General features: G+C 60.9%; 10 protein-coding genes and 4 tRNA genes. 6 read left to right on the forward strand and 8 right to left on the reverse strand.

Features of this window, described 5'->3' with window-relative positions; translation table 11 throughout:
- Positions 1 to 7: 7 nt before the first annotated feature.
- Positions 8 to 1,378 carry a M20/M25/M40 family metallo-hydrolase gene (locus BLS57_RS03560; protein WP_093739295.1) on the forward strand — a complete coding sequence of 457 codons (1,371 nt, stop codon included), beginning with the start codon at positions 8 to 10 and terminating at the stop codon, positions 1,376 to 1,378.
- A gap of 116 nt (positions 1,379 to 1,494) precedes the next feature.
- On the opposite strand, the gene BLS57_RS03565 is transcribed toward BLS57_RS03560, so the two are convergent.
- Both BLS57_RS03565 and BLS57_RS03570 read right to left on the reverse strand, forming a co-directional pair.
- A tRNA-Asp gene (locus BLS57_RS03565) sits at positions 1,495 to 1,571 on the reverse strand.
- A 138-nt stretch (positions 1,572 to 1,709) separates the two neighbouring features.
- A tRNA-Asp gene (locus BLS57_RS03570) sits at positions 1,710 to 1,786 on the reverse strand.
- A gap of 195 nt (positions 1,787 to 1,981) precedes the next feature.
- Between BLS57_RS03570 and BLS57_RS03575 the strand changes: the two genes are divergently transcribed.
- Entirely contained in the window at positions 1,982 to 2,683 is a 702-nt protein-coding gene (locus tag BLS57_RS03575) for an aspartate/glutamate racemase family protein (RefSeq protein WP_167356365.1), read from the forward strand.
- Positions 2,684 to 2,851: 168 nt separating this feature from the next.
- On the opposite strand, the gene BLS57_RS03580 is transcribed toward BLS57_RS03575, so the two are convergent.
- The 6 genes from BLS57_RS03580 to tgt form a co-directional block, all read right to left on the reverse strand.
- Positions 2,852 to 2,927: transfer RNA gene (locus tag BLS57_RS03580), tRNA-Val, on the reverse strand.
- Between the two features lie 40 nt (positions 2,928 to 2,967).
- On the reverse strand, positions 2,968 to 3,534 hold the full coding sequence (locus tag BLS57_RS03585) for a histidine phosphatase family protein (protein WP_093739299.1): 567 nt from the start codon (positions 3,532 to 3,534) through the stop codon (positions 2,968 to 2,970).
- A 129-nt stretch (positions 3,535 to 3,663) separates the two neighbouring features.
- Positions 3,664 to 3,738, reverse strand: a tRNA-Val gene (locus BLS57_RS03590).
- A gap of 150 nt (positions 3,739 to 3,888) precedes the next feature.
- Positions 3,889 to 6,300 (reverse strand): endopeptidase La, encoded by a 2,412-nt coding sequence (lon, locus tag BLS57_RS03595; RefSeq protein WP_093739301.1) that lies wholly within the window; start codon positions 6,298 to 6,300, stop codon positions 3,889 to 3,891.
- Between the two features lie 224 nt (positions 6,301 to 6,524).
- A complete protein-coding gene (locus tag BLS57_RS03600) occupies positions 6,525 to 7,619 on the reverse strand; it encodes an alkene reductase (RefSeq protein ID WP_093739303.1) in 1,095 nt (364 codons plus the stop codon).
- A 99-nt stretch (positions 7,620 to 7,718) separates the two neighbouring features.
- A complete protein-coding gene (gene tgt / locus BLS57_RS03605; RefSeq protein ID WP_093739305.1) occupies positions 7,719 to 8,846 on the reverse strand; it encodes a tRNA guanosine(34) transglycosylase Tgt in 1,128 nt (375 codons plus the stop codon).
- A 127-nt stretch (positions 8,847 to 8,973) separates the two neighbouring features.
- On the opposite strand from tgt, the gene BLS57_RS03610 reads away from it, so the two are divergent.
- From BLS57_RS03610 to rimK, 4 genes are all read left to right on the forward strand, one after another.
- Positions 8,974 to 9,852 (forward strand): SPFH domain-containing protein, encoded by an 879-nt coding sequence (locus BLS57_RS03610; RefSeq protein WP_093740284.1) that lies wholly within the window; start codon positions 8,974 to 8,976, stop codon positions 9,850 to 9,852.
- Positions 9,852 to 10,127 carry an NfeD family protein gene (locus BLS57_RS03615; protein WP_093739307.1) on the forward strand — a complete coding sequence of 92 codons (276 nt, stop codon included), beginning with the start codon at positions 9,852 to 9,854 and terminating at the stop codon, positions 10,125 to 10,127. The genes BLS57_RS03610 and BLS57_RS03615 overlap by 1 nt, the downstream gene beginning before the upstream one ends.
- 55 nt (positions 10,128 to 10,182) lie before the next feature.
- Positions 10,183 to 11,901, forward strand: a complete 1,719-nt coding sequence (locus BLS57_RS03620) for a mechanosensitive ion channel family protein (RefSeq protein WP_093739309.1) — start codon at positions 10,183 to 10,185, stop codon at positions 11,899 to 11,901.
- A 61-nt stretch (positions 11,902 to 11,962) separates the two neighbouring features.
- The gene (gene rimK, locus BLS57_RS03625; protein ID WP_093739311.1) at positions 11,963 to 13,345 is read left to right on the forward strand and encodes a 30S ribosomal protein S6--L-glutamate ligase; all 1,383 of its coding nucleotides are present in this window, start codon (positions 11,963 to 11,965) and stop codon (positions 13,343 to 13,345) included.
- The last annotated feature ends 91 nt before the right edge of the window (positions 13,346 to 13,436 follow it).

The following is a 13,436-nucleotide window of genomic DNA, read 5'->3' on the forward strand; positions in this document are numbered from 1 at the left end:
CCTAGCCATGTCACTCGACGATGTTCTCGCCCGGATCGACACCGATCTGCCCGCCGCAACCGACCGTCTGCTGGAGCTGCTGCGCATCCCGTCGATCTCGACCGATCCGGCCTATAAAGAAGACTGCGACCGCGCGGCGGACTGGCTCGTGGCCGATCTGCAATCCATGGGCGTTGAGGCCGAAAAACGCGCCACCCCCGGCCACCCCATGGTCGTGGGCCATGTGGGCGAAGGCAAACCGCATCTGCTGTTCTACGGCCACTATGACGTGCAGCCCGTCGACCCGCTGGAGCTTTGGGACCGGGACCCCTTTGATCCCGCGATCGAGGACACCGACAAGGGCCGCGTGATCCGGGGTCGGGGTGCCGCGGACGACAAGGGCCAGTTGATGACCATCATCGAAGCCCTGCGCGCGTGGAAAGAGGTGAAAGGCGACTGGCCCTGCCGCATCACCTTCTTTCTTGAGGGCGAAGAGGAAAGCGGCTCACCCTCGCTGATCCCCTTCATGAAAGAGAACGCGGATGAGTTGAAAGCCGATGTGGCGATGATCTGCGACACGGGGCTTTTCGAATCCAAGACCCCCGCCATCGTTACCATGCTGCGCGGGCTTTTGGGCGAAGAGCTGACCATCACCGCACCCGACAAAGATCTGCATTCCGGTATGTTCGGCGGCATCGCGATGAACCCGATCCGCGTGCTCGGCAAAGTCGTGGCCGCGCTGCATGACGATACGGGCCGCATCACCGTGCCCGGCTTCTACGACGGCGTGCCAGAGCTGTCCGAAGAGCTAGAGGCACAGTGGCAGGGTCTGGCCTTTGACCACGCCAGCTTCCTTGGCGATGTGGGTCTGAGCCAGCCTGCAGGCGAGCAAGACCGCACCCCGCTTGAGATGATCTGGTCGCGCCCCACCTGCGACGTCAACGGCATCTGGGGCGGCTATACCGGCGATGGGTTCAAGACCGTTCTACCCAGCCAAGCCCATGCCAAGATTAGCTTCCGCCTTGTCGGCACGCAGGATCCTTTCGCCATCCGCGAAAACTTCCGCAATATGGTACGCGAGATGATGCCCGAAGATTGCACTGTCGAGTTCTCCGGCCACGGCGCTGGTCCGGCGTCAGGCGTTGAGACGGGCCACCCGATGTTCGAACCCGCGCGCCAAGCGCTCAGCGACGAATGGCAGGTGCCCGCGGCCTATATCGGCTGCGGCGGGTCGATCCCGATTGCCGGGTATTTCCAGACGCTGCTGGGGACCGAACCGATGCTGGTCGGCTTCGGCAAGGACGATGATCAAATCCACTCCCCCAACGAAAAATACGACATGGAGAGCTTTCACAAGGGCATCCGTTCCTGGGCGCGAATCCTCGATGCGCTGACCTGAAGCGCGGGGTGATCGGGCCTGCCCGGTCACCCACCCTGCACCACCTACGACAGGCGCAAACGCACGATGAGCGCGGCGCCTCTCGGCGTGCGAAGTACTTCAAAAGAAAAGGAAAGTGGCGCGGTTGACGGGGCTCGAACCCGCGACCCCCGGCGTGACAGGCCGGTACTCTAACCAGCTGAGCTACAACCGCGCGATGTGGGCGGAATAGGCCAAGCGGCGGGGGGCGTCAAGCGCATTTGACCCAGAAAAAGCGGCTTTCGGAAAAAGAAAATACCGGCGCCCCGGAATGCAAAAAGGGACCTCAAAGAGGTCCCTTTTCAAGCAGCAGTGGCGCGGTTGACGGGGCTCGAACCCGCGACCCCCGGCGTGACAGGCCGGTACTCTAACCAACTGAGCTACAACCGCCCGCTGCACGTTCCGGGTCACCCCGAAGCGTTGGGGTGTAATATGGCGGGGGCACTGCGCCGTCAAGCGCGGTTTGGTGGAAATTTGAAAAATTTCGACTTGGGCCGTTCTGCCAACTTCTGCAGTAAGAGATGCCGCTTGAATGGCCCCGCCTGCCCCTGTTTAGTCGCCCGCGACCTAGAGGGAGGGGAACACATGCATATCGGATTGATTGGCGGCATCGGCGTGGCGGCAAGCCTTGTCTATTACCAACGTCTCGCAGCCGCAGTAGAGGCCCGCGGAGCGACGCTGCGCATGACCCTGTCCCATGGCGACATCCAGACGTTGATCAAAAACAACCTCGCCGACGCCCGCACCCCGCAGGCGGAGATTTTCGCCCAGCAGGTCACGGAATTAAAAGCTGCCGGAGCCGAGGTCGCCGCCCTCACCTCCCTCGGCGCGCATTACTGCTTTGACGAATTAGCTGCCATCTCACCCCTGCCCCTGATCTCGGCAGTCACCCCGCTCGACAGCTATTTCGCCAGCCGAGGCGTGCAGCGTGTGGGCTTGCTCGGCACCCGCGTAGTGATGCGAACTCGGCTTTATGGCCAGCTTTCGCAGACCGAAACCGTGGCGTTGGATGATGAGATCGAAACAATCGGCCAAACTTATCAGGAAGTTGCCGTGGCTGGCAGGTGTAGCGAGGCGCAGCGACAGATGTTTATCGACGCAGGACGGCGGATGGTCGAAGATTTGGGAGCGGAGGCCATCGTTCTAGCGGGGACAGACCTGAACCTTGCCTTCGATGGACAGAATCCCGGCTTTGAGGTGATCGACGCGCTGGACGTGCATGTCGAGTTGCTTGCGCAATTGGCGGCGGATGAGATTGGGTTGGACGAGGCTTGCGGGCGTGCCTGACGCGTGGGCGCCGGATCCGCCACCGTAGAAACCGGTTAACACTATAGAATGCTCGGGGGGGGAATGGTGGGTCGTGAGAGGCTCGAACTCCCGCTCCAGACTGGCCGCGGGGCGGACGGGCCCACTACTATGCAAGCCGATTAAACGAAAGAGAAACAAGGGGGAAGGTGGTGGGTCGTGAGAGGCTCGAACTCCCGACATCTTCGGTGTAAACGAAGCGCTCTACCAACTGAGCTAACGACCCGATGCGGCTCTCTTAGCCAAGCTTGGCGCGGGCTTCAAGCCTATAATTTCAGTCTGTGCTGAACACCTTCATTTAGGTAGAACACGACCCCCTGCCCGCCCTGCATCCCGCGCAGATCTTCTAACTCGCGGCCCAAGAGGATCAGCCGCAACATGCGGGAGGTGATGCCGTGGGTGATTAGCACATGCGGGCCTGTCAGGTTACTCAAGAACTGGCGGCAGCGCTCATGCAGCGCCGCGAATCCCTCGCCGTTCGGGGCGTGCTCGTAGAGATCATAGGTATCGCGCGCCTCTGGGCAGACCTGCATCAACTCGGCCCGGCTCCGCCCGGCCCAATCGCCTACACCGATCTCGGCAAGCCCTTCGCTGGAGGAGTACGGCAGCAGCCCATCTAAGGCGAGTTCCGCCGTGTCCTGAGCGCGCCTCTGCGGGCTGCTGAGGGCAGCAAAGCCAATAAGGTCGCGGTTCCGTAGAATACTGTTCTGCGCCCTCGCCTGAACGCGGCCCGTTGCTGTTAGTGGAGAATCGAAATGCCCCTGCAGCCTGCCTTCGGCATTCCACGCCGTTTCACCGTGGCGCAGAACATAAAGCGGCGGGTATTGGGGCATGCGGAGGCTTTCTGCTGCGTGTTGCGTCTGACTTGGTGCCAGTCAGCGGCGATGTTCGTCAAGCGGGCAGTCAGTAATGGACAATCCCCTATGTTGCAGAAGGTCAGACCGGGACGGAACGGGGGAAAATGGTGGGTGATAAGAGATTTGAACTCCTGACATCTTCGATGTGAACGAAGCGCTCTACCACTGAGCTAATCACCCTTGCGGGGCGAAGTAGCCAATTGCGGCGGGCCTTGCAAGAGGGTTTGGCGCAAAAGTTGTGGCACGCGCCAATGCTCTGTTCACCCAGCCCCAAAGCAAAAACGCGCGCCTTTCCGAGCGCGCGTTTTCTTCATCTAGCGAGTTAGCGGATTAATGCGTGGTGGTCGCATCCACACCGGCAGCGCGGGCTTTGATCGCGGCAGCCTCGGCGGCTTCCTGGGCGGCTTCGTCCCATTCAATCGCTTTCGGCGTGCTAACCAAAGCATGCTCCAACACTTCGGAGACGTGGTTCACCGGAATGATGGTCAGCCCTTCCTTCACGTTGTCCGGGATCTCAGGCAGATCCTTCTCGTTTTCCTGCGGGATCAGCACCGTGGTGATGCCACCGCGCAGGGCCGCGAGCAGTTTCTCTTTCAAACCGCCAATCGGCATCGCGTTGCCGCGCAAGGACACCTCGCCCGTCATCGCGATGTCGCGGCGCACGGGGATTTGCGTCAGCACCGACACAATCGACGTCACCATCGCCAGACCGGCCGAGGGGCCGTCCTTAGGCGTAGCACCGTCGGGAACGTGCACGTGAATGTCCAGCGTGTCGAACTTCGGCGGTTTGACCCCGATCTGTGGGCTGATCGAGCGGACATAGGAGCTTGCCGCGTCGATGCTTTCTTTCATCACATCGCCGAGCTTACCCGTGGTCTTCATCCGGCCCTTACCCGGCAGGCGCAAAGCTTCGATCTGCAGCAATTCGCCGCCGACAGAGGTATAGGCCAACCCGGTCACAACGCCGATCTGATCCTTCTCTTCGGCCAGACCAAAGCGGTGTTTCCGCACGCCAAGGAAGTCTTCGAGGTTGTCGCCGGTGACGGTGACATTCTCGGCCTCTTTCTTGACGATCTTGGTCAGCGACTTGCGCGCCACCTTGGCGATCTCACGCTCAAGGTTCCGCACGCCCGCCTCGCGGGTGTAGTAGCGGATCATGCCGGTCAGCGCGGAGTCCTCAATCTTGAACTCCTTCTCCTTCAGGCCGTGGTTCTTGACCTGCTTGGCCACCAGATGCTGCTTGGCGATCTCGCGCTTTTCGTCCTCGGTGTAGCCCGAGAGCGGAATGATCTCCATCCGGTCCAATAGCGGCCCGGGCATGTTGTAGCTGTTCGAGGTGGTCAGGAACATCACGTTCGACAGGTCGTATTCCACCTCCAAGTAGTGGTCCACGAAAGTGCCGTTCTGTTCCGGATCAAGCACTTCGAGCATGGCAGAGGCCGGGTCACCACGGAAATCCTGCCCCATCTTATCGATCTCGTCCAAGAGGATCAGCGGGTTCGTGGTTTTGGCCTTTTTCAGCGCCTGGATGATCTTGCCGGGCATAGAGCCGATGTAGGTCCGGCGGTGGCCGCGGATCTCTGACTCATCACGCACGCCACCGAGAGAGATGCGGATAAACTCGCGCCCCGTGGCTTTAGCGACCGATTTGCCCAAGGATGTCTTGCCGACGCCCGGAGGGCCGACGAGGCACATGATCGGGCCTTTCATTTTGGTCGAGCGCTGTTGCACGGCGAGATATTCGACAATCCGCTCTTTGACCTTCTCGAGGCCATAGTGGTCGTCATCGAGCACCTTTTGCGCCTTGCCCAAATCCTTTTTCACGCGGCTCTTCACGCCCCATGGGATCGACAGCATCCAATCAAGGTAGTTGCGCACGACCGTGGCTTCGGCAGACATCGGGCTCATGTTCTTGAGCTTTTTGATCTCGGCATCGGCCTTTTCACGGGCTTCCTTGCTCAGCTTGGTCTCGGCCACACGGGCTTCAAGCTCGGCCACTTCGTTCTTGCCGTCTTCGCCATCGCCCAGCTCGTGCTGAATGGCCTTCATCTGCTCATTCAGGTAGTATTCGCGCTGCGTGCGCTCCATCTGGCTTTTGACGCGGGTTTTGATCTTTTTCTCGACCTGCAAGACGGACATTTCGCCCTGCATCAACCCGTAGACCTTCTCAAGCCGCTCAGAGATGCTCAGCGTCTCTAGCAGGTCCTGCTTTTGCTCGACTTCGATGCCGAGGTGGCCTGCCACGAGGTCGGCCAGACGTGCAGGCTCGGCACTTTCACCAACGGCGGCGAGCGCTTCTTCGGGGACGTTTTTCTTGACCTTGGCATAGCGCTCAAACTCATCCGCCACCGTGCGCAAGAGCGCCTGCGTGGTGGCCGCGTCACCCGGCATCTCGGTCAGATACTCGGCGCGGGCCTCGAAGAAGTTGTCGTTGTCGAGGTATTCGGTGATGCGCACCCGCGCCTGACCTTCGACCAACACCTTGACGGTGCCATCGGGCAGTTTCAGCAGTTGCAGCACATTGGCCAGCACGCCCGCCTTGAAGATGCCGGAGGTGTCGGGATCGTCCTCACCGGGGTCAATCTGGCTCGACAGCAGAATCTGCTTGTCGTCGGCCATGACCTCTTCCAGCGCGCGGACGGATTTATCGCGACCCACAAAAAGCGGCACGATCATGTGGGGAAACACGACGATGTCGCGCAGCGGAAGCACCGGATAAGATGCGTTCAGTGGCTCTAACATGCTCAATTCCTTATCTTAGCAAGACATCCCGGCCCCTGTCATAGGCGGCCTTTGACATCCCCTTTTCTGGACAGGACATGTGTGCATCCCGTCCGCCTGTTTCAATCCCCATGCGGGGTTTTATCGCCCCATCATCGCTTGCCTGCGAGGGGGAGGCAAGCGCGGGATTGGCCCATTTTATGCCATTCCCCGCGCTCTTTGTTCATGTCCCGTCAATCCGGGGCTTAGGCCGCCGTCTTTTCCAGCGCTGGATAGTCGGTATAACCCTCGCGGCCACCGCCATAATAGGTGTCGCTGTCACCTTCATTAAGCGGTCCGTTCATCTGCCAACGGCGCGGCAAATCGGGATTCGCGATGAAGGGACGGCCCACAGCAATCAGATCGGCCTCGCCCCTGGCCACAGCATCAATCGCCATCTCGCGGTCATAGCCATTGTTGGCCATGTACGGCCCGTCAAAGAGCTTGCGCAGCGCTCTGATGCTTTCGCCCTCTTCCAGCGCCCGCGAGCCGCCAGTGGCGCCCTCGACGAGATGCAGATAGGCGAGGTTATAGCGGTTCAGCCCCTTTACGATATACTCAAACGTTTCCTGAGGCTTGTCGTCGTTAATTCCATTCGCGGGAGAGAACGGCGAGAGGCGCAGCCCTACCCGGTTGCCGCCCCAGACCTCGGTCACGGCGTCCAAGACTTCAAACAGCAGACGGGCGCGGTTTTCCACACTGCCGCCATAGGCATCGTCGCGGTGGTTGCTGCCGGTCTTGAGGAATTGGTCTAGCAGATAGCCATTGGCCCCATGCACCTCTACCCCGTCGAACCCGGCCTTCTTGGCCATCTCGGCGGCGCGGGCAAAGTCAGCGACCAGTCGCGGCATCTCGTCCAATTCCAGCGCACGCGGCTCGGAGGTGTCCTCAAAACCGTTCGTGGTGAAGGTCTTAACCCCAGCCGCGATGGCCGAAGGGGCTACAGGCTGTGCGCCGCCGGGTTGCAACGAGGTATGACTGATCCGGCCCACGTGCCATAGTTGCAGGACGATCTTACCGCCCTCCTCATGCACCGCATCGGTTACTTTGCGCCAAGCGGCAACCTGACCTTCGGTATGGATGCCGGGGGTCTGGAAGTACCCTTTGCCCTCGGGGCTGATCTGCGTGGCCTCGGTGATAATGATCCCCGCACCAGCGCGCTGGCGGTAGTAATCGACATGCATATCAGCGACTTCGCCGGTGTCATTGTCCGCCCGGTTGCGCGTCAGAGGCGCCATGACAAGACGGTTATCGGCCTCAATCTCACCGGCGGTGAAGGGGGTGAATAGCTTCTCGGTCATATCAGGGCCTTTCCTTGCTTTGTTCTGTACAAGGTCACCTAAGACCCTGCCGCGTTGCAGCAAGGATCGTCTGACACAATTTCGCGTGAGAAGGCTGGGTTAAAGCGGGTCGATATCGCCTTGCGCACGCCCGGCGTGGAAATCCGCCTGCCACTGTGTGAAGCGTCCCGCCGCGATGGCCTCGCGCATGCCTGCCATGATGTCCTGATAATATTGCAGGTTGTGCCATGTCAGCAGCATGGAAGAGATGATCTCCTGACTGCGGAAAACATGGTGCAAATAGGCGCGGGAATAGTTCTGGCAGGCCGGGCAACTGCAATTCTCATCCAGCGGGCGCGGATCGTCCATGTGGCGCGCGTTCTTGATGTTGAGCACGCCCATGCGGGTAAAGACCTGCCCCGTCCGGCCCGAGCGGGAGGGCAGCACGCAGTCCATCACATCGATGCCCCGCGCCACGGCGCCGACGATGTCGTCGGGCTTGCCCACGCCCATCAGGTAGCGCGGCTTGTCCTCGGGCAGCATGTCGGTGGCGAAATCGAGGGTAGAGAACATCGCCTCCTGCCCCTCGCCCACGGCCAGCCCACCGACGGCATAGCCGTCAAATCCAATCTCGCGCAGCGCCTCGGCGCTCTCTTGGCGGAAGTCCTGCTCCAACCCGCCCTGCTGGATGCCGAAAAGCATATGCCCCGGACGGTCGCCAAAAGCCTCGCGGCTGCGTTTCGCCCAGCGCATCGACAGGCGCATGCTTTCGGCAATGCGGGCGCGGTCGGCGGGGAGTGCCGGGCATTCGTCGAAACACATGACGATGTCGGAGCCCAGCAACTCCTGAATTTCCATCGAGCGTTCGGGCGTGATCTCATGCTTGGAGCCGTCGATATGGCTTTTAAACGTCACGCCGCGCTCGGTCAGCTTGCGCAGCCCGGCAAGGCTCATCACCTGAAAGCCGCCTGAGTCCGTCAGGATCGGCTTGTCCCAATTCATAAACTTGTGCAGCCCGCCGAGCTTGGCCACCCGCTCCGCCGTGGGGCGCAGCATCAGGTGGTAGGTGTTGCCCAGCAGAATGTCCGCGCCCGTCGAGGCCACGCTTTCAGGCATCATCGCTTTGACCGTCGCCGCCGTGCCCACGGGCATAAAGGCGGGCGTGCGGATCTCGCCGCGGGGAGTCGTGATGACACCGCTGCGTGCCATGCCGTCCTGCGCGTGTTTGGTAAATCCGGTGCTGGTCATAGTCTGGCCCTCTCTGGCTGCGACTGGGGCGATAAACCAGTGGCGTGAAACATGCAATAAAGCTAAAATACTGAGAATTACGCAAATTTATACTTTTCAAAGGATTACCGTCTTGGACATCGAAGACATGCTGATCGGCCTGCTGGAGAACAACCTCGCATGGCTCTTGCTGGCCCTGCTGGTCGTGATCCTGATCCTGAAATCCGTCAAGATCGTCCCCCAGTCCGAGCAGCATGTGATTGAACGCTTTGGCCGGTTGCGGGCGGTGCTCGGGCCGGGGATCAATATGATCGTGCCGTTCATCGACAGCGTGGCGCATAAAATTTCGATCCTTGAGCGACAACTGCCCACCGCCAGCCAAGACGCCATCACCCGCGACAACGTACTGGTGCAGGTCGACACCTCGGTCTTTTACCGCATCACCGAGCCGGAAAAGACCGTCTACCGCATCCGTAACGTCGACAGCGCGATCTCTACCACCGTGGCGGGCATCGTGCGTGCCGAGATTGGCAAGATGGACCTCGATGAGGTGCAGGCCAACCGCAGCCAGTTGATTACCACGATAAAGGCCAGTGTTGAAGATGCGGTGGATAGTTGGGGGATCGAAGTCACCCGCGCAGAAATTCTCGACGTAAACCTAGATGCCGCCACCCGCGCCGCGATGATGCAGCAGCTCAATGCCGAGCGTACCCGCCGTGCGCAGGTGACCGAGGCCGAAGGCAGCAAACGCGCTGTGGAACTGGCCGCTGAAGCCGAGCTTTACGCCTCAGAGCAAACCGCCAAGGCGCGGCGTATTCTGGCGGATGCCGAAGCCTATGCCACCCAAGTGGTCGCTACGGCGATTAACGAAAACGGGCTGGAGGCCGCGCAGTATCAGATTGCGCTGAAACAGGTCGATGCGCTCAATGCCATGGGCAAAGGGTCGGGCACTCAGACGATCGTCGTGCCCGCGCAGGCGCTTGAGGCATTTGGCGATGCGTTCAAACTGCTAAAGGGCAAAAGCTGATGGCGGGTTGGTTGGAACTCTGGTGGGTCTGGCTTTGCGCAGCTTTGCTTCTTGGCGTTGTGGAACTGCTCTTGCCGGGGTCGATCTTCTTGGGCTTTGCGTTGGGTGCGCTGGCGATGGCGGTGATCGTGGCGCTCTTCGCGCCGATGAACGTCGCCCTCATGCTTGCGCTTTTTGCTATCTTATCGCTGATTGCTTGGATCGGGCTACGGCTGGTCTTTCGTCGCCAGTCGAGCGGTGCGCGCATTGTGACCCGCGACATTAACGAGAACTGAGGTGCCACGGCGGCGAGACCAAAGCACGGCACGCCGCTCAGCCTTGACCTGTGGAATGCCAGACTACATTGCGCAGACCATGTTGCGCCTGACGACCCTCCCGCGCTCAACTGCGCTCTTGCTTCCTCGCTTAATGGGGGGGATCGTGCTGGCCTTGGGGCTGCTTTTTGGCGCGGCTGTAGGGCAAGCGCAGGAGAAATGGTTTGAGACCACAGAGCTGAACCCCGGCCTGCCCCCTGCCCCCGAAACCCTCGACCGTGGCACACCGATGGCAGCTCTGGAGAGCTTCATCTATCTGACCTCGAACGGCCACTACAGCGACGCCGCCCATATCATGGACCTGTCGGACCTGCCTCAAGGCAATCAGGCGGCCTTGGGGGCGGAGCGCGCCTTTCAGCTCGCGGTGCTGATGGAACGCAAGGTCGTGGTGCCGTGGAGCAAATTGGCCGACCGTCCCGACGGCTGGCTCTCTGGATCGTCCGAGGACAACGATACGGGCCGCGTGCGCCGTTCGGTGCTGATCGACCGGCTGGAACTTGGCGGCCACGATGTGCCGCTGCGGCTGAACCGGGTCAAACCGGGAGAGGATGCCGAGCCGGTTTGGGTCTTCTCCCGCCAGAGCGTCGACAACATCCCCCCGCTGCATGCGAAATACGGGCCTACCGATATTGAAACCGTTCTCCCGGAGTGGATGCGCATCCGGGCCTTCTGGGGCATGTATCTTTGGGAAGTGCTTTTCCTACCCGTGTTGCTGGTGGCGGCGCTGATCGCCGGCTGGTTTGCCTTTGGCCTGATGCGCCGTTTGGGCGAGGCCGCGAACCGACGCTGGATGCGCTTTGTGCTACGGTCCTTCCGCTGGCCCGCAGCGATTGCCCTTTGTGCCGCTATCATTGGCACAGCCACCAGTCGGGTGCTTGTGGTCTCTGGTCTGATCGACGCGGTGCTGAGCCCTATACTGCTCATCGCCTATGTGGTCGCGGCGGCCTTGGCCATCGTCTTTACCTTTGACGAGATTTTTGACCGGATCAGCCCCAACAACGCCTATGAGTTGGCCGACCCGATGAACGCGCATATGCGCTCCATCGCCACGACCATTGCGGCGGCGCGCAAAGGGGTCATTGTCATCGCCGTTCTGGTGGCCTCGGGCGTGATCCTTGTGTCGATTAACGCCGATAATACACTGGGTCTATCGATCCTGGCCTCTGCCGGTGCGCTGACGATTATCCTCGGCTTTGCTGCGCGCGAGGTGCTGGGCAATATCCTCGCCTCGGTACAGATCGCCCTGAACCGCTCGGCCCGGATCGGCGACCAGCTCATTTTCGAGGGGCATTTCTGCACGGTTGAGAAAATCCATTTCACCTTCGTGCAACTGCTCAACTGGAACGGGACACGGCTGATTGTGCCGGTCAGCTATTTCGTATCCGACGCCTTTGAAAACTGGTCGATCGAGGATCATGCCATGGTGCGCCCCATCATTCTGACCTTGTCGCAAACCGCCGACGTCAACGCGCTGCGCCATGAATTCTTTAATCTTCTGTCAAAGGAAGACCCCGAAGATGTGAAGCCGATGGACAAGGCCAAGGTGCATGTGCTCGAACAAGATGCCTTTGGCATCAGGGTCCGTTTTGAACTGCCGACCGACAATGCGGCGACCTTCTGGGACATCGAATGCCGCGTCCGCGAAGGGTTGCTGGCGGCGGCGGCCAAGATGGAACAGGACGAGGGCAAGCGCATGCTGCCCCCCGCCCCCGCCGACATGGGCAAACCGTCGTAAGCGCGGCTTGTAGCGCCGCCATGCGCGCGGTAGGCACGTAGACAATCAAAAGGAGCAGGCCATGGAAAAACTGACATTCGGCTGGGAGGAATGGGTCGCCCTGCCCGATCTGGGCCTGCCTGCGATCAAGGCGAAGGTCGACACCGGCGCGCGCACCTCGGCGCTGCACGCCCATGACATTGAAGTCTTTGGTCCCGCGTCAAAGCCCAAGGTGCGGTTCAACGTGCACCCGATTTCGGGGCGCGAGGATATCTCGATCACCTGTTCCGCTCCGATCATCGACAGGCGCGAGGTGACTTCGTCGAATGGCGAGTCCGAACAGCGCTTCGTGATTGCCACCACGCTTGAGGTTGGTGGCCAGAGCTGGCCCATCGACGTGACGCTGACCAACCGTGCGGGCATGACCAGCCGTATGCTCTTGGGCCGTCAGGCGCTGACCGAGCATATCAACATCTCGGCCACCGAGCGGCGCTTGCAGCCCGATCTGAACTACGACGTTTACCATACCGCCAGCCTGCGGACCGCCGCGCCACAGCGCGCGCTGCGGATCGCGGTGCTGAGCCGGGAGGACAATTACTCCACCCGCCGAATCGTCGAGGTCGGCGAAGAACGCGGCCACACGGTCGAGGTCATCGACACCACGCGTTGTTATATGGCGATCAACCAACTGGCGCCTGAAGTGCATTACGACGGCAAGCGCTTGCCCCGCTATGACGCCGTGATCCCGCGCATCGGCGCGTCGATCACGCCCTATGGCACCGCTGTCATCCGCCAGTTCGAGACCATCGGCACCTATTGCGTGAACGGCTCTGCTGGGATCACCGCCAGCCGTGACAAGCTGCACGCGCATCAGGTGCTGGCCTCCAAGAAGATCGGCATGCCGACCACCGCCTTTGCCGCGTCACCTAAGGACACCAGCAACCTCATGGCGCTGGTGGGCACTGCGCCGCTGATCGTGAAACTGCTGGAATCGACCCAAGGCAAAGGCGTTGTATTGGCCGAGACCAAGAAAGCCGCCGAAAGTGTGATCGACGCCTTCCGCGGGTTGCGGGCCAACTTCCTCGTGCAGGACTTCGTCAAGGAAGCCGCGGGCGAGGACATTCGCTGTCTCGTGGTGGCGGGCAAGGTCGTGGCATCCATGAAACGCACCGGGGCCGATGGCGATTTCCGGTCGAACCTCCACCGGGGCGGCTCGGCCAAGATTGTGCGCATCTCCAAAGAAGAACGCGACACCGCCGTTCGCGCCGCGAGGGCCTTTGGTCTTGGGATCGCCGGGGTGGACCTGCTGCGCTCTGAGTCGGGGCCAAAGGTGCTGGAGGTGAATTCTTCGCCAGGCTTCGAAGGGATTGAGAAGGCGACGGGCAAGGATATTGTCGGCAAAGTCTATGACGAGATCGAAGCCCGCGTGAAACCCCAGCCAGCCCGTCGCCGCAAGGCCGGGTAACGGTACTCTTGGACTGTCTGGTTGGTCCAATCTAGGCCCGGCCGTCTCTGAAGTGAGCTTCTAAACATTCTCCTCCGCCCTCTTGGGCGGG

This window comes from Sulfitobacter delicatus, from assembly GCF_900102535.1.
GTDB lineage: Bacteria > Pseudomonadota > Alphaproteobacteria > Rhodobacterales > Rhodobacteraceae > Sulfitobacter > Sulfitobacter delicatus.